Annotated in this window: 12 protein-coding genes; 7 read left to right on the top strand and 5 right to left on the bottom strand. The window is 62.2% G+C overall.

The window, feature by feature from the left end; genetic code table 11:
* Window positions 1-150 precede the first annotated feature (150 nt).
* Complete coding sequence (locus Q9G87_RS28085) at window positions 151-444, bottom strand: hypothetical protein (protein WP_305919483.1); 294 nt, start codon at window positions 442-444, stop codon at window positions 151-153.
* A complete protein-coding gene (locus Q9G87_RS28080; RefSeq protein ID WP_305919482.1) occupies window positions 441-719 on the bottom strand; it encodes a hypothetical protein in 279 nt (92 codons plus the stop codon). Before Q9G87_RS28080 ends, Q9G87_RS28085 begins: the two co-directional genes overlap by 4 nt.
* 148 nt (window positions 720-867) lie before the next feature.
* Here Q9G87_RS28080 and Q9G87_RS28075 point away from each other — a divergent pair, with 148 nt between their 5' ends.
* The gene (locus tag Q9G87_RS28075) at window positions 868-1,113 is read left to right on the top strand and encodes a GntR family transcriptional regulator (RefSeq protein ID WP_305919481.1); all 246 of its coding nucleotides are present in this window, start codon (window positions 868-870) and stop codon (window positions 1,111-1,113) included.
* 170 nt (window positions 1,114-1,283) lie between these two features.
* Here Q9G87_RS28075 and Q9G87_RS28070 read toward each other — a convergent pair whose 3' ends face one another.
* Window positions 1,284-1,460 (bottom strand): hypothetical protein, encoded by a 177-nt coding sequence (locus tag Q9G87_RS28070; RefSeq protein WP_305919480.1) that lies wholly within the window; start codon window positions 1,458-1,460, stop codon window positions 1,284-1,286.
* A complete protein-coding gene (locus Q9G87_RS28065) occupies window positions 1,447-1,866 on the bottom strand; it encodes a very short patch repair endonuclease (protein WP_305919479.1) in 420 nt (139 codons plus the stop codon). Before Q9G87_RS28065 ends, Q9G87_RS28070 begins: the two co-directional genes overlap by 14 nt.
* A gap of 379 nt (window positions 1,867-2,245) precedes the next feature.
* Between Q9G87_RS28065 and Q9G87_RS28060 the strand changes: the two genes are divergently transcribed.
* On the top strand, window positions 2,246-3,349 hold the full coding sequence (locus tag Q9G87_RS28060) for a DNA cytosine methyltransferase (RefSeq protein WP_305919478.1): 1,104 nt from the start codon (window positions 2,246-2,248) through the stop codon (window positions 3,347-3,349).
* Between the two features lie 143 nt (window positions 3,350-3,492).
* Here the strand turns inward: Q9G87_RS28060 and Q9G87_RS28055 are convergent, their stop codons facing one another.
* Complete coding sequence (locus tag Q9G87_RS28055; protein WP_305919477.1) at window positions 3,493-3,681, bottom strand: hypothetical protein; 189 nt, start codon at window positions 3,679-3,681, stop codon at window positions 3,493-3,495.
* Between the two features lie 1,016 nt (window positions 3,682-4,697).
* Here Q9G87_RS28055 and Q9G87_RS28050 point away from each other — a divergent pair.
* The 5 genes from Q9G87_RS28050 (at window position 4,698) to drmB (ending at window position 16,886) form a co-directional block, all read left to right on the top strand.
* Entirely contained in the window at window positions 4,698-5,393 is a 696-nt protein-coding gene (locus Q9G87_RS28050) for a hypothetical protein (RefSeq protein ID WP_305919476.1), read from the top strand.
* 201 nt (window positions 5,394-5,594) lie between these two features.
* Entirely contained in the window at window positions 5,595-10,196 is a 4,602-nt protein-coding gene (locus Q9G87_RS28045) for a DEAD/DEAH box helicase (RefSeq protein WP_305919475.1), read from the top strand.
* Window positions 10,181-12,007: a UvrD-helicase domain-containing protein gene (locus tag Q9G87_RS28040; RefSeq protein WP_305919474.1), complete on the top strand. Its 1,827-nt coding sequence runs from the start codon at window positions 10,181-10,183 to the stop codon at window positions 12,005-12,007. Before Q9G87_RS28045 ends, Q9G87_RS28040 begins: the two co-directional genes overlap by 16 nt.
* On the top strand, window positions 12,004-15,156 hold the full coding sequence (locus tag Q9G87_RS28035) for a helicase-related protein (protein ID WP_305919473.1): 3,153 nt from the start codon (window positions 12,004-12,006) through the stop codon (window positions 15,154-15,156). Before Q9G87_RS28040 ends, Q9G87_RS28035 begins: the two co-directional genes overlap by 4 nt.
* Window positions 15,096-16,886, top strand: a complete 1,791-nt coding sequence (gene drmB / locus Q9G87_RS28030; protein WP_371825835.1) for a DrmB family protein — start codon at window positions 15,096-15,098, stop codon at window positions 16,884-16,886. The genes Q9G87_RS28035 and drmB overlap by 61 nt, the downstream gene beginning before the upstream one ends.
* The last annotated feature ends 200 nt before the right edge of the window (window positions 16,887-17,086 follow it).

The raw sequence follows: 17,086 nt of genomic DNA, 5'->3' as shown, positions 1-17,086 counted from the left end.
AGGCCAGGGCCTTGTTCATGGCGGTTATCACGTCGGGTGCCTTCACGACTCAGGTGTAGGGCGCCTCTCCGTCGAATCGTTCAGTGCCGGCAATGGTCACTGTGAAGGTCTTCATCTCCTGTGGCCCTTCTTCTGCTGCGAAGATCGATGTCACCACGCCTGACCGGTCACGATCTGCATCCACAGGTCCCGAGCCGCGCGTGCGGACATCCAGGCACTCTCCACGATGGCCTCGGGAGCTTCGTCGGTGATGCGCCGGACGAACCACAGCCCGGCTGCCGTGCACAACTCGAACATCGGGTACGTGCAGGCACACGTGTGCTCGCGAATTCGCAGCCGATCGGCGCGCGGCTGGCTCGGGGCCCAGTCCACCCGTACGGCCTGCGCCTGCGCGGCCGCGACGTGCAGGCCGTGATAGTCGAAGTGCGACGGCGGACGCCTCACGACCTCACCGTCATCCGGGTCTGGTCTTCGAGCAGTGAGACGAACGTCGCCACGTCATCCGCGCTCACCGTCTGCAGCAGGCCCTTGTCGATGTCGAGTTTACGGAGTCGGACGCCGCGCCGGGTTGCGTAGAACACGCCCGCATCGCTGCGGAAGAACGACCAGGCAGGGAACGCGGCGCGCAGTGCGTCGAGGTCGCAGCCGGATGTGATCCTCGTCCGTTCATCGAGGAGGGGAGTGGCTCGCTTGGAGGTGTCCCTAGCAGGATTACTCATGCGCGTGACCTTCGCTTCTACTGAAGAAGCCGTATCGACGGCTTGCTGTTGCCGTCGCCATCGTACGTCACATCCACATGGTTCACCATGGTGAGCTATGATTACTCATGGGTATCTTTGGTTCTGCACAGCTACCTATCGTTCGGCCATGATCGAGTGGCGCCTCAATCAGCCCAAGTGGGTCCAGGTGGCGGACATCATCAAGGATCGGATCGCCTCGGGCGACTACCCGGTTGATACGCCGGTCCCCAGCGAGCACCAAATCGTACAAGAGTTCGGCATCGCTCGCGGCACGGCCCGCAAAGTTCTGCAGCGCCTCCAGGGGGAAGGTGTCATCTACGCTGTCCGAGGTCTCGGCTCCTTTGTCTCGCCTCCCAAAGACGCAGGTCAATGAGACTTAGGCGAGCCCGTACTTCCGCCTGACCGAGGCGGCCTCCTCCTCGGTCACCTCAGTGGGCGTACGGCCCAGCATCTGACGCAACTCGTCTATGATCGCCCCGACCGTGCGAACAGCATGCTGGCGCGCGTCATATAACGGGTTCCGCACCATCGCCGCCATCGGGGTCAGTCTTTCGTCTTCTTGGGGGCGGCAGTCGCGTCGAGGATGAGCTTCGGCGCTACCAGCTTCATCATGGCCACCACGTTCGCGGTGTTGTCCCGCCCTTTGGCGGCCCGTACGAGTTCCACGAGTCGACCGTTGCGGTCGAACATCGAGTGCAGGACGCGTTCAGGGCTCGGCAAGCGAACGCGTGACCTCCTCGATGATCCGATCGACTGCCTCGGACGGATCCTCGTGCTCCCAGATACGGACGATCCGCCATCCTGCCTGATGCAAGTGCTCGTTCGTGGCGACGTCCCTGGCGATGTTCTTCGCCAGCTTCTCGGCCCACCATGTGTCGTTCGCGGCAGGGCGTGTGGCGTGCTCGGGGCAGGAGTGCCAGAAACACCCGTCTATGAAGACTGCGACCTTCGCTCGTGTGAAGGCTATATCGACCGTCCGGCGCTTCATACCGGGAATCGGCCACGCCACCCGGTACCGCAGACCACGAGCGTGCAGGAGTTTCCGTACCGAGATCTCAGGCGCGGTGTCCCTGCGACGCTGCTTGCTCATCCGCGCCGACACACCGGCCGAACTGGGAGAAGGCATAGAGGCCACAGGAGAACGCTATATCCCGTCCCTCCCTGCGCGACACCAACGGTTGTCCTGGACAACCGAACTACCACCAGCCCTCCGTGTAACACCTCCGAGGGGAGCGCGTCCAGGTGCAGGTCGACTTGTGTCAACGAGAACCGAAGCTGCCCCGTGGAGGGCCGAGCGTTCCCACGTGAGGGGCCTCCCGTACTGCCCGCTTGCGGTTCGAAACACCAGCCATGTACAACGCAACGTCCGTGGCTCCTGATACGTTCGTGATCCCTAAATACCGTTGGTGGCCCCCAGTAGCGCGTCGGCCAGCTTGCTCCCTCGGGGACAACCCATCCCGGAGCTGTGGCAACATCGTCCCGAACGACACACCCCTGGAGATCATGTGCACCCTGTCAAGATTGTTGACTTGTTCGCCGGTCCCGGCGGACTCGACGTGGCAGCGGAGAAGCTCGGTGTCGCGACGGTGGGTGTGGAATGGGACGCCTCAGCTTGTATGACGCGCCACGCCGCTGGCCTTGCCACAGTGGAGGACGACGTACGCCGCTATGGTCCTTCCGACTTCCCTGAAGCGGATGTACTGGCGGGTGGACCACCGTGTCAAACCTTCACTGTCGCTGGCACAGGAGCCGGCCGCAGGGCGCTCGACGAGGTACTGCGCTTCGTCAAGCGTATGGTCGCCCGAGAGGACCGAGAAGAGATCGATCGGGATCTCGCGAAGCTGGAGGACGAGCGAACCGGCTTGGTGCTAGAACCTCTCCGCTGGGCCCTTGAAGCAATCGACGACGAGAAGAACACCGCCTACCGGGCGATCGTGCTTGAGCAGGTCCCCGCAGTACTTCCGGTCTGGGAGGCTTACGCAGCGGCCTTGGACGATGAAGGCTATGAAGTGGACTGTGGCATCCTCCGTACGGAGGAATACGGCGTTCCGCAGACCCGCAAGAGAGCAGTACTGATCGCTCGCAAGGGCGATGAAAAGGTGACCCTGCCTCAGCCTACGCACCGGCCCTACCGGAAGGGCGTCTCTCGCGAGGCCGGCGACCAGGAGCTTTCGGAATGGACGACCATGGCAGACGTGCTTGATCGACGGTCGCCGTTCCTCGTGATCTCGAACTACGGTACCGGCGGGGACCCTAAAGCTCGTGGCCGTCGCGCCTCTTGGGAACCCTCGGCCACGGTAACCGGCAAGATCCGCCGAAACCGTGTCGTCTCTCTAGACGGCGCCGAGTTGGAACGCTTCTCTCTTGCAGAAGCGGGCCGCCTTCAAACCTTCCCTGTCGACTATCCGTGGTCAGGACGAGATGTGGGTCAGCAGATCGGAAATGCTGTCCCCCCGCGGTTGGCCATGCACATCCTTTGTGCTGCGTTCGGTTGGAAGCGTCCCGAGGAGGAGCTGTTGCAGAGTCTCACAACGTGGAGATCCGTAAGAGCTTCAGGGCCGGCGGCATCTCTTGACGGCGCCGTCGAGTCAGACGTGGAGTACGTCTGATATCGAACCGGCGCTCTCCGAAGAGTTGGAACTGACGAATTGAGTTGCGTTTGCCCCCCGACAAGCGCAAAACCCCACGGGTTGCCGTGCCAGCAAACGGGTCCATCGAGAACTCCTGGCACGGCGGACCGTCAAAGCTAACGTCAGCGCTTGTCGCCGGGCAGCACCGCGTGCAGAAATCCCGCGCACACAAAGCCCAGGCCCACGCCGGCGACGAGCCCGCCGACGAGGCCGGTACTAATGCCCACGGCGGTGCTGATGGTCAGGATCAGCGCCCACCGCAAGGGCAGCTTGTCGTTTCCGGTAGAGCCATTGGGGACGTTGTCATCCATGGGGAACCTCATTCACGGTTGGCTTCGAGGCAAAGGAAGGCCGAACCCTCGACCTAGGGGGCTACCTTGGACCGCCAGAATTGAGCATTGACGATCCTGCGTACGTGCATCGAATCAATTCAATTCGCTGCATCGCGTAAGGCATGGACACCAAGTAAGTGCCATGTACTGCGAGCCTCGCCCGTAGCGCAACCCAAGCCCGCGACCATGTCTCCATCAGATGGCGACGGAGTTCAGCTTCCATCGCCTTGCTCGATGATGCATGACCAGGACCCCCAAGATCGCAACCCTGGAAGACGCTCGATAAAGTTAACCGACTCCACTTCAACAGCGTCACATCGTTATCCGCACAGATGCCCGACACCGCTCCCTTAAGCGCCGATCGACGCAACGCTCAGCAAGCGATGCGACCAACGGCCCACACAAAGGGATAGATAAGCCATCCGTGCGACGTAGAGCGCCAAGGCGACGCCCCCACTCTCGCGACGCTTCACCGCATCGCATCACCACCTTTCCGTGAGCGGAACCACAACGGTTCACACTTCGTCGTTGGCCGCGCTGACACCTTCGGCTTCCGCCCTACCAGGCATCGATGCGCACACATTAATTGCATCCGCATGAAACTGCACCGCCAGCCCCGGGTCACCGGAACTCTAGCGAAGAGGATCCAGCATAAAAAGCTCCAGCGCAAGCGAAGCTTAGAAATACGACCTTAAAACGCAACATGCTGCACAACATCCTAGACGTAGCTTTTGTGGCAATTTGTGTCCGTTCGCCCGGTTACGTCCACCGCCCAAAAAGGGATTCTTGCCGCTTCTTGACATCCGGACCACGAAGCACCTACTCTCTCGTCAGCGACTCGCTTCGAGTCGACGCCGCGTCTGGATGAGCTCTAAGCCTGAAGGCATGGCTATACAACTAGATGCTTTCCCTTCGGACAGGCAGAGTCTCATCTTGTTGAGGCTCTGCGTCAGCGTGCCAAACGCCAGTCCGCGTCAGCCCTTGACGATGAGACGATGAAAGGCATTCGAAGCTCGATGGAACCTTCCTCCAGCGGCGGCGCTCGACACCTCCACAGGGAACAGTTGGAGAAGCTCGAACAGTCGCTCAAGAATGCTCTGGCGATCGTCCAGAAAACGCAGCAGAACACACAGCGCGAGAATTTGAGACCCATTGACTGGCTGGACGCTGCTGCTGCAGTGGGCGTATGCCTCGCCGAATCGCGGGACGCCCTTGCCGAAGTGCGTCAAGAAGTCATCGGCGGCGCCCGGGCAGCCCTCCTCCTCTACTTCCGCAGTCATCCGGGCGAGGAGGTTTCGCCCCAAGAGCTGGAGGGTGTAGCGGCAATCCGGGCGTGGGCACGGCGCATCCGCGAGCTTCGCGCGTTCGGCTGGGACATCGACACCCTCGGCGCGGGCGCTGAGGCGCCGTACCGTCTTAACGCGCCGCAACTGGAGGAATCGGTGGCTTCCAGTGAAGCGACCATCATGTCCGTCGGCGGCACGAGCCCTGCGGAGAGACTGATGGAGTACCTCCTTCACATCAGCCCGTGGCCGGCGAGTCCTCAACAGCTTGAACGCGTCGCCAAGACGCCGACGTGGCGGCAGGAGATCCGTGAACTGATCGACCAAGGGTGGCTGATTCAGTCACATGACGACCGCCCTGAGGAGATCCCGCCTGGCCACTACCGCCTGGCGAACCTAGAGGCATGACTGGCGAAGTTCCGCCCCGTTTGTCGTACCTCTCTGGCATAAATATCTCTATAGCAGCATCCCTTGTGGTTGCGAGGAGAGCAGATCTACGTGGTCAGTCCAAACGAGGCCCTACATGCCGGCCGCCCCGATTGGGCGGGCGAGGACAGTCTGGTAGCCCAGGTTGTCCTGACCCAATCTGAGGCATGCCTCAACTCCTACGTGGCCAACACCGATCTGGTCGAGGAACACGCGAACATCGAGACGTCCGTTCGGGAGGGTGGTTATGGAACCCGACAGCTCTTCGAGCTGATCCAGAACGGTGCCGACGAACTCCGGTCCACCCCGGACGGATTGATTCACGTGGTTCTGACGGCGGAAACGCTGTACTGCGCAAACCGCGGTAATCCGGTCACCCCTGAGGGAGCTCGAACCATTCTGGCCTCGCACCTGTCTCGCAAGCGTGGTGCAGAGATCGGGCGATTCGGTGTGGGGTTCAAGTCCGTCCTGAGCGTCTCGGACCAACCACAGTTCTTCAGTCGCAGCGGCTCCTTCGGATGGTCTGCGAGCCGTGCTCGTGCCCGGATCCTGGAACAGATTCCCACGTCCGGCCCCACACCGGTTCTCCGTATCGCCCATCTACTTGACGCCGACCAGGAGCGTATGTCGGACGCGACCCTGGACGAACTGATGTCCTGGGCCGCCACTGTGGTCAAGCTTCCTCTCCGCAACGGCGGCGTCGCCGACCGCCTGTCCGAGCAACTGCGGGAGTTCCCGGAGGTGTTTGCGGTGTTCTCGCCGCACGCTGGCCGCGTGATCCTGGAAGACCGCAGAGGCGAGCCGTACCACAAGGAGATCACCGTAGGAGGCGAAGGAATTCGCCGCTCGCTCCGGGTCATTGAGAACGGCGTCGAAGCGGAGTCCCTGGAATGGTCAGTGTTCGAGACCTACTCCCGACTGTCGGACGAGGCGTGGGCCGATGCCGGCGAATACCGCAATCGTGTCGCAGTTCCGATCGCATGGGCTGTTCCAGCCTCCGGATGGCAGCGGGAAGGAACCTTCTGGGCCTTCTTTCCGACGGAGTACAAAACTACTTTGAGTGGTGTCCTGAATGCTGCGTGGAAGACCAATGAGGACCGCCAGCACATCCTCAAAGGCAACGTCTTCAATCAAGAACTGATGAAGGAGGCCGCGCGCCTGATCGTAGCCTCCTTGCCGGATCTCGCCACGTCGGAGGATCCCGCGAAGCCGCTGGAGCTGATCACCGCGCGTGGTCGAGAGGTCCGTAACTGGGCTGACGAGCTGCTCACCAAACTGGTCCGCACGGAGGCGGCGCGCAACCGTTCGCTACCTGATCAGGAAGGGGTGTTCCAAAACCCCCAAGAGATGAGGATCCATCCGAAGGCGCCAGCGACCGATGACGGGCGGCGTTGGAGGACTTTGGTGGAGCGGTGGGCCACCTACTCTGGTCGCCCTGTCGCATGGTGTCATCCCTCCGTCGAGAGAACGGCGACTCGTCGATCCCGCGTTGACACCCTGATCGAGGAGGCGGGGGGAAGGGCAGCCACCGTCCGGGAGTGGTTGGAGGCACTGGTCTCCGACGGTTCCACCGCCGCCTCAGCTGTTGCGTTGTCCATCGTGGCGGAGATGGCTGCAGAGAACCACCCCTACAAGGGGGAGGCGATCAGGTCTGCGGTCTTGCGCACGGCTGACGGACAGCTGGTACCCCCTCAGGAGGGGAAGGTCTTCCGACGTTCGCCGATGGATCCTTCCACCGAGGGCACCGTCTATGTCGACCCAGAGTTGGAGAACGATCCAGCCGCCTCTCGCTTCCTCGACATTCTCGGTATCAGGGAGGCAGACGCCTTCGGCCGCTTCTCCGCGGCGGTCTCGGGTGGTTTCGTCCTCTACCGGGGACCCGACTGGGACCGGCTGTGGCTGCTTGCCCGGGCAACAGGCGCCGAGCGCGCCGTCGAACACGTGATCAGCCGAGGCGTGGTCGCGGATCTCAAGGTCCGTACACGCACTGGCGTCTACAAAAGACTGAGCGACTGCCTGCTCCCTGGCGCAGTCATACCCTCCGGCAGTCCCGACGACGGGGATTTCGTGGTGGACGAGGACTTCCACCACGATGACACGGCAATGCTGCGCCAGTTGGGCATGTCCGACATCCCGAGTGCCGATGTGGATCCTTCACGCGCTGCATGGTTCGACGAGTACAGATCGAGCATGATCGACCTTTACTACAAGTCCATTCCTCACGGCGATCGCAGGCCGCAGCACGGCAAGATCGTGGTCTCAGGCGCAAATCCCGCCGGTCACCTCGGGCTTCTGTTCGGCCTCACGCCAGCGGCGCGCTCCAGGTTCATTCAGAACCTTCCGAGCACCGGAATGGTCACTACCTGGTCGGTCTACGCACTCACTCGCCCCGATGACGCGCCCCTGTCCGTTCAGTCACCGCTGGTATGGGCCATTGCCCAGCGCGGCAGACTGGCCACATCGATGGGAATCCGTCGCATCGCAGACTGCGTAGGTCCTGGCTTGAGCGACCATGCTCGCGTCCTGCCGGTCGCCGACATCGACCCCGGCCTCGCACGTGCCCTAGGTCTCGCAAACACCCTTGAGGAAATCAAAGGGTCGCTCTGGCTGTTTCTCCTCAACCAAGCTCTTGAGAACAAGAGGCCTGTCGAGATCGGCATGCTTTATGCGCTGGCCGTCACCCAGTTGAGCACCCCACCGAAGATCCGCTGCCAGCAGGGCGAGGAGTGGATCACGTGTCCTCCCGCGAACGCTGTCGCCACCGCGGATCAGAATCAATACCGACGTCTCATGGCAGGCGATATCCCGGCTCTGCTCGTTCCCAGATCGGACGACGTCGCCCAGCTTGTGTCCCAATGGGGAATGAAGACGTTCGACGAGGTCTACATCACCGAACTCCGCGCGACATACCCGGGTCAGCCGATCCCTCTCGAGGATGTGTTCCCCCAGCTGAAATTCGAGCCGGGACGTCCGCTGCGCGGCCTCCACCTGCTGCGCTGTGAGGCCTTGGAGCAGCTTATCCGTACACCGTCGGGACAGACGTCGGAGCCTGTCGAGATCGGCAGACGCGATGAGACGATTTACTGGCGCGACCGCGGCGATGATCTGAACCTGCTGCAGGAGCTGAACGCACTCCTCAAGCTGGGCCTTTCGGAAGAACGCTGTCGGCAGGTCCTCCAGCACCGTGCAGACATCCAGCGAGACCAGCAGATCATCAAGGCCAGGGAGCTGCCGGACCTCAGAGACAAATTAGTGGCCATGCTCGGTGACGACGTGCTTCGGGAACGACTGCCATACGGTCTGGTGGACGCCGTCGAGGCCGAGGAAGGTCCCATCGACGACCGAACTGTTGCCGAGCTGGCACTTGCGGTGTACGGCTCAGGCATTCTGCGGGAGTTCCGTCAGGAACTGGAGGATCACGGCTTCCCTGTACCGACCCAGATGACCGGTAACCATCAGGCGAAGACATTCGTAGCCGATCTCGGTTTTCCCGCCGAGTACGCCGGGTTCCGACAGCCTGGACTCGACCCGGTAGTTACTGTGCAGGGCCCGGTGGATTTTCCTGCTCTGCATGAGTACCAAGAGCTGATGGTCGGCCGGATTCTGGAGGTCCTCCAGAGCAAGCCCTCCCAACGAGGGATGCTCAGCCTGCCCACCGGGGCGGGCAAGACCCGCGTCGCCGTCGAGGCGATCATCCGCCGCCTGCGCTCGCTCCTGCCTGAGGCCGTCTCCGTCCCGGTGCTATGGGTGGCGCAGACGGAAGAGCTGTGCGAGCAGGCGGTCCAGACCTGGCAGATGGTCTGGCGCCACACGGGCCCGGCCCAGCAGCTGACCATCAGCAGACTGTGGGCCACCAACGAGGCAGACCCTGTGGAGGAGGGGTATCACCTCGTCATCGCCACAGATGCCAAGTTGGAGAGGGTCATCGAGACAGACAGGTACGCGTGGCTGCGCGAGGCTCAAGCCGTCATCGTGGACGAAGCCCACACCTCGATCAGTCCGCGATACACGCAGGTCTTGGCCGCTCTCGGTCTGACACCGCATCGATCGCGATGCCCCCTGGTGGGCTTGACCGCAACGCCCTTCCGAGGGACCAATACGGAAGAGACGAACCGCCTAGTGGCTCGTTATGGGGGGAACCGGCTCGATCATCACCGGGACGGCACGGAAATCCTAGGCGGTGAGCCGTACGCCACCCTGCAGAAGCTCGGCGTGCTGGCCCGGGTCAGACACGAGGAGCTGCCGGGCGCCACGCTCGATCTCAGTGCACGGGAGCAAGACACACTCACACAACTGCGTCGTCTGCCGGCGTCAGCGGAGGAGCGACTCGGCCATGACACCATCCGTAACCGAATTCTGATCGACAAGATCCTCAGCTTGCCGGACGACTGGCCGATCCTGCTCTTCGCCACGTCCGTCAACCATGCCCAGACCATGGCGGCACTTCTTACTCGCAAGGGGGTCTCGGCCGCCACCGTATCGAGTGACACCGACCTCGGTCAGCGCCGGCATGCGATCGAACAGTTCCGCCAGGGCAAAATCCGAGTGCTCGCCAACTACAACGTCCTGTCCCAGGGATTCGACGCCCCGGCGACGCGGGCAGTGCTTGTCGCACGACCTACGTACAGCCCCAACGTCTACCAGCAGATGATCGGCCGGGGTATTCGCGGCCCCCTGAACGGCGGCAAGGAGGAGTGCCTCATCATCAATGTCGCCGACAACATCGCCCAATACGGTGAAGAGCTTGCGTTCCGCCAGTTCGAGTACCTATGGAAAAGACGATGACAGACCAGGCCACGCTGACGGCGGCGCAGCAACGCGTCGTCGAAGCCCCCGCGACCGTTTGCCTCCTGGTAACGGCTCCTGCCGGAACGGGCAAGACCTTCTCATTGATCCGCCGTCTGGCATTTCTCAGCGACGAAGAGGAACTCGAACCTGCCGAGCTCTTGGTTCTGAGCTTCTCCCGTGCAGCCGTTCGTGAGATCCGCAATCGTCTTATCGAATACGGTTCCGCCGTTGCGCAAGTCGACGTACGGACGTTCGACTCCTACGCGACGTGGCTACTGTCTGAGGTATCACCGGACGGCCCATGGCAACGGCAGGGCTTTGATCAACGTATCCGGGAGGCCACCCGACTGATAAAGGAAGATACAAGCACCGCAGAGTTGATCGGGGAGGTACGTCATCTCGTCGTCGATGAGGTACAGGACCTTGTCGGCGATCGCGCTGAGCTGGTCAAGGCCCTGCTCAGTACCGGTCTCGATGGTTTCACTCTCCTGGGCGATCCCGCGCAAGGGATCTACGGCTTCCAACTTGATGATCCGCAGGAACGTCTCACGGGCGCTGCCCGGCTCTATGACGACGTGCGCAGGCACTTCACCGACGACCTTGTAGAGATCACGCTCGAGGGCAACTTCCGCGCCCGGGAACCGGAAGCCAGGGCTGCGCTCTCCTTCGGCACCGCACTGGGCAAGGTCGATGCGCCCTTCGCGCAGATCCAGCGCGATCTCAGAACCGTCCTCCTGTCCGGTGACTCACTCGGCACGCTGGATCAGGCGGCCCCGGTCATGGCCCGTATGACAGCACCCACGGCGCTACTGTGTCGAGGCAACAAAGAAGTCCTCCTGATCTCCAGGCGCCTTCATGAGCTTGGCGTACGGCATCGCCTTCAGCGTGCCGCCCAGGACAAGGTTCTCCCTACGTGGGTGAGTGCTCTCTTCCGCGAAATCGATTCCAAACAACCAACGAAGGAATCCGTCCTGAGGGTCGTGCGGGAATCCGGTGTTGATCCCCAGGAAGCGTGGGACCTCCTTAGGCGTATGGACCCGAACCGGCGCGACGAGACGCTTGATCTCACAGTCGTCCGTCGAAGGCTGTCGCGTGGAGACTTTCCCGACGAGCTCACTCATCAGCCGCCGGAGCCGCTCGCCGTCTCCACCATCCATCGGGTCAAAGGCCTCGAGTTCGAGCAAGTCATCGTCGTCGACCCGGGCGAGGCACCGGACGACGATCCGATAGAACAGGCCGAGCGCGCGCGACTGCTGTACGTCGCAATGACCCGTCCCCGTGACCTCCTGATACACCTGAAGCCCGTCACGAAACTGTCTCCAGGACAGCTCAAGCAGCTGCTCGACGGACGGTGGGCCGAACTCGGCTTCAGAGCGGGACACCGCCTTGGCATGGAGATCCGCCCCGACGACGTGAACGCCGAGGACCCCGCGGGCACAGTCGGATTTCAAGACGACCCGCGAGAGATCCAGAAGTACCTGGCCACAGCGGTACGGAGGGGAGACCCCGTCTTACTGGCTCGGGTTCCCGGCTTCTCGTCTGAGGACGTCCCGAGATACGCCCTGGAGCATGAGGGTCGGCGCATCGGTGTGACCACCGATACCTTCGCCAAGGCGCTACGAACGCTTCTTCCAGGACGTGATCGCAGGCTGCCCTTCAGTGTCAAGGAGCTTCGAGTAGACAGTGTGGAGACCGTGATCGGTCGCGAAGTCGCCGGCGTCAACGCCGGTCTCGGGTGGTCGGGCGTATGGCTGCGGCCGCGGATCACAGGACTGGGCCGTTTCGATTGGGCTGGGGAGCAGGCGTGAGCTTCGACAAGCACTATGTGTTTCGCGACGAGTTGGTGGCACGGTTGGAGCGTGACCTGATCGGCCCGTCCTCATCCGAGGAAGTGATCGGGGACCCTCCGATCACCAAATACGCGGCAGGCATCCTCTTCCCTCAGTCGGATGACAATGTGGACGACGACAACGCCCCGGACATAGAGCTCGAGAACCGGCATCCGACCGATGTCCCCGACCCTGCCGTCACCATGGCCAACGTCAGATACCCGTCATCCATGGGGATGACGTTCTCAGTCGACACCACCATAGCGGCCTCGATCATCGTCGAGGTGGAAGCGGCTCGCTATGTACCGGCTGCGGCCGAAGGCCGGCGCAGTCGGACCAGTCCGCTAGCGGAGGAGGCCTGGCAACGTGAGCCCATCTCGATAGCACCCCGAAGTATCAAGGTCTCCGTGGCCGATAAGCCAGAACCGATCCGACTCACGGACAACTTGGGACTGTTCGTACGGGTGCGTCAGGCCAATGCGGACGGAGTAGCCGCTGTCACGCTGGCACTGATCAATACGTTCAAGGCGTCCGCCAACAGCGCCGACCGTGATGCGACTGCCTTCTTCCAGCCCTGCATCACCGTAAAAGCAACGGATGGTGCGTCCCCGTTCGTAGAGCGTCCTTCGCTCGGCTCCGCAGACTCGGACGAGGAGCTCAACTCGTACCGTCTGCTCTACCGCCATGCTCCGATCTTCGCCACCGGCCACGGCTGCGCAGTGGAGTGGGAGCCCTCAGACATCGCCATCAATGACATGGCAGCCAAGCCGTCCACCGCCTGGATCCGCACCACCTTCGTTCCTACGCATGATCTGCGATTGGCTGATTCCAATCCAACGATCGATACAGGAAGCCTCGGGATGCATCGCCTGGCGACGGCATCCGACGCAGAGGTCATCTCCGCGCTACAGGGTCTGACGTCAGGATATCGACGCTGGATCGAACACAGAATGGAGCAGGCCCGGAGCGTCCTCGATGACAAGCTTCAGAAGACCGCCGTTGAGCATCTGGAACGGTGCAGGGCAGCCTGCGGCCGAATGGAAGCGGGGATCGAAGTCCTGGCGAACTTCTCGGATCCAAACCCTATGGAGGCGTTCCGACTGGCCAATCAGGCCATGGCCATGCAGCGCGCTCGGACGGAGTGGCTGAAGTCCCCTGAGAGAGCAGGCACCTCGCCCGATGAATCCGTGGGCGTTTGGCGACCGTTCCAGATCGCTTTCGTGCTCCTCTCGCTGCAGGGCATAGCCGACCACACGTCAGACGACCGCGACATCGCCGACGTGCTGTGGTTCCCCACAGGCGGTGGAAAGACCGAGGCGTACCTGGGACTGATCGCCTTCGCTACCTTCCTCAGACGTCTCCATGATCCGCTCAACGGAGGCGGGGTGACTGTTCTTATGCGCTATACGCTCCGCCTTCTCACGGTTCAACAGTTTGAACGCGCGGCCCTGCTGATGTGCTGCATGGAGCGACTGCGGTTGGACCGGCCTGAACTCCTCGGCCCAACAGAAATCTCCATCGGCATGTGGGTCGGTCGCGGATCCACGCCCAACACCTTGGACGAGGCCAAGCGCGCGCTGCGTAGGTTGGCCAAGAACGAAGAAGTCCAGGAAGAGAATCCCGTTCAAATCCGATCGTGCCCCTGGTGCGGGACCGCGCTTGATCACTACAACTACAGGATCTCGGACGATCGCGTGGTCATCGCCTGCGAGACAAGCGAATGTGATTTCGCTCGCGGGCTACCCATCCACGTCGTGGACGAAAGCATCTACGCCGTCCGGCCGACATTGATCATTGCGACGTCCGACAAGTTCGCCGGCCTTCCGTGGAAGCCTGAGATCGGAAACCTCTTCAATCATTTGAGCGCCGAACCGCCGCCTGAATTGATCATTCAGGACGAGCTTCACCTCATCTCCGGCCCGTTGGGAACCCTGGCTGGCCTGTACGAAACCGCCGTCGATCTGATCGGTCGCCGTCCCAAGGTTGTGGCGTCGACGGCCACGATTCGCCGCGCCGTACAACAAGGCCGTGCACTGTTCGACCGCAAGGTCGAGCAGTTCCCACCGCCAGGCCTGGACGCACGCGATTCCTACTTCTCCGTCGAGGCTCCGCCAACGCGTAAGGCAAACAGGCGGTATGTGGGGCTGATGGCACCCGCTACCAGCCAGACGAGCCTGATGGTGCGGGTCTACGCGGCACTTCTTCACCATGCCCAGGCAATCGAAGGGGACGACGCCGTACGCGACGCGTACTGGACCCTTCTGGGGTACTTCAACAGCCTGCGGCTCCTGGGGGGTGCGAAGCTTCAGGTACAGGACGACGTCAATGATCGACTCGATCTTCTGAGTGAGACGCTCGGCCAGAAGCGACGGGACATCGGCCGCGACATCGAACTGACGAGTCGAGAGCCGTCCAGCGCCATTCCCGGCCACCTTCAGGACATGGCCGCGCCGTACCCGGATGCGCTCGGTGTGATCCTCGCCACCAACATGATCTCCGTTGGCGTGGACGTCGATCGTCTCGGCCTCATGGTGATGATGGGCCAGCCCCAGTCCACTTCTGAGTACATCCAGGCAACGAGTCGTGTCGGCCGAAAGTGGCCCGGACTCGTGGTCACCCTGTTCAACGCGGCCAGGTCCAGGGATCGATCGCACTACGAGAACTTCACTGCCTATCACTCGGCGTTGTATCGGCAGGTGGAAGCCACCAGTGTCACGCCGTTCTCTGCACGGGCCCGCGATCGTGGCCTGCACGCGGCCATCGTCGGCCTCGCCCGGCTCTTGATCCCCATGGCACGTCCGATGGAGGCCGCAGGGTACATTGCCGAGTTCGAAGACGATCTTCGCAAGGTCTGTCAACAGATATTGGATCGCGTGGAGCGAGTGGCGGGCCAGTCCGAGCGGGACATGACGGCTGAGCACATCGACGAGATCATCCATCAGTGGCATGAGGCCGCGGAAGCGAACCCCGGCCTGATCTACGGCACCTATCGACAGCCTGGACTGCTGGTCGACGCCGGCCGCTGGGACGAGTCGGATGATCAAATCGCGGACTCCTTCGCGACTCTGTGGAGTCTGCGCGATGTCGACGTGGAGTCCACCATCTACCTGGACAGGGGAACACGGTGAAGGGGAAGCCTATCGGGGGCGTACGCCGCGCCCAGCTGATCACCACCTACGGGGTAGGCTCCTTGATCGCAGTAGGCAGTGAGTCATTCATGGTCGCCGGACTTGATCGGTGGTCTGAGTTGGGTCCCTACGATCAAACCATCCACGAGCGTCGGCTTGAGAAGGAGCTCGGCGTTCAATGCTTCCGGCTTCCCCCGGCTTCTGACAGCGACAAGTACGGCGACGTTCCCGTCATTCGATTCCCGGAGGCTCAGTCCTGCCCTGGGTGCAACAGACTGGCGAAGGCAAGGTTCTTCGGCGCCACCCGTAGCCCGGCCAAGTGCAAGGAATGCGATCGGGAGTTGGTTCCCTCCAGGTTCGTCGTCTGCTGTGCCGCCGGCCACATCGACGACTTTCCCTATTTCCGCTGGCTCCATAAGGGCGCCACTACTGCGAGTGGGGAGAGCCGCGATCATGACCTGAAGCTCAGGGCGACGGGTCGCAGCGCGTCGCTCGGCGATATCGAGATATCGTGCAGCTGCGGAGTTCGTCCCGTGACCATGGAAGGCGCTCTTCGTAAGGGCGCGCTGAAGGGCACAACCTCCTGCACGGGAAGGCGTCCCTGGCTGGGCGACGCGTCCGAGGAGGACTGCGAGGAACCTCCACGTGCGATGCAGCGTGGTGCATCCGGAGTCTGGTTCTCCGATGTGCGATCCGCTCTCTCCATCCCCCCATGGTCCGAAGGCGTTCAGAAGCTCGTCGAACGCAATTGGAAGTCTCTGCGGAGGGCTCCCGACCTCCGCGAGCGTCTCGAAGAGCTGGACCTCACGAACCATCGCTTGTACAGCGTGGAGGAGATCATTCAGGCGGTTGAGCGGCGGCGTCAGGACGAAGCGGGCCTCTCAGACGGCTCCGAGCCGGCGCTGAAGCTGGAGGAGTATCGGGCTCTGACCAGGACGACTGAGGAGAAGCCCGGAAAGCAGGACTTCGTCTGCGTACCGTGGCTCGACGACAAGGTCGCGACGGAACATGGCATCAACCAGGTGATGCGGGTCAAGCGGCTGCGCGAGGTTCGTGTCCTCAAGGGCTTCAGTCGCCTCGCGGCGCCGAGCGCGGACAACCCGAACCGCCGAGCGGCGCTCTACACCGCCGAGAACCGCCCTGACTGGCTCCCGGCGATCGAGGTCATCGGCGAAGGAGTGTTCCTGCGTCTGGACACCACTAGATTGATTGCTTGGGAGTCACGAGCTGAGGTTCGAGCACGGGTCGCTCCGATCGACGCCGCATACCGAGAGCGGTTCGCTCGATTCGGCCTCACCCCTGACAAAGAGATCACACCACGCCTGGTCATGATCCACACATTGGCCCATTCGATCATCAATGAGTGGAGTCTCGACTCAGGCTATCCCACCGCTTCGCTGCGTGAACGGCTCTACGTGTCGAACGAGATGTCTGGCTTGCTCATCTACACGGCGACGAGTGACTCCGCAGGAAGCCTCGGCGGCATCGTGGCACAAGTGGAATCAGGAAATCTCGCAACCTCCATTCGCACGGCCATCGAGCGAATCTCGTGGTGCTCCGCGGATCCTCTCTGCGCGGAGTCCGACGCCAGCGGAACCGACAATCTGAACCGAGCCGCCTGCCACTCGTGCGTGCTGTTGCCCGAAACTAGTTGCGAGGAATTCAATACCTTGCTTGATCGCGCCCTGCTGACAGGGACGTTAGATCAACCCGACCTGGGGTTCTTCTGACGGACTTCTCAGCATTGGAACAAATATGTCCATGCCGTGCGTGTTGGCGAAGGCTGAGAGAGTCTCGCGGATTGTCTTCGGCAACCCGCGCTGGGACTTTTTCACCTCAATGTCGGATATGCCTCCGCCCAGTGTGCGCGGATTCTCGATGATCTCGGAGAGTTCCTCGTCAAGCATCGCCATTCTGGTCGCGTGCGCGT

Source organism: Nonomuraea turcica, from assembly GCF_030718205.1.
Lineage (GTDB): Bacteria > Actinomycetota > Actinomycetes > Streptosporangiales > Streptosporangiaceae > Nonomuraea.
The sequence above is the reverse complement of the archived record's forward strand: the minus strand, read 5'-3'. Positions and strand labels throughout refer to the sequence as shown.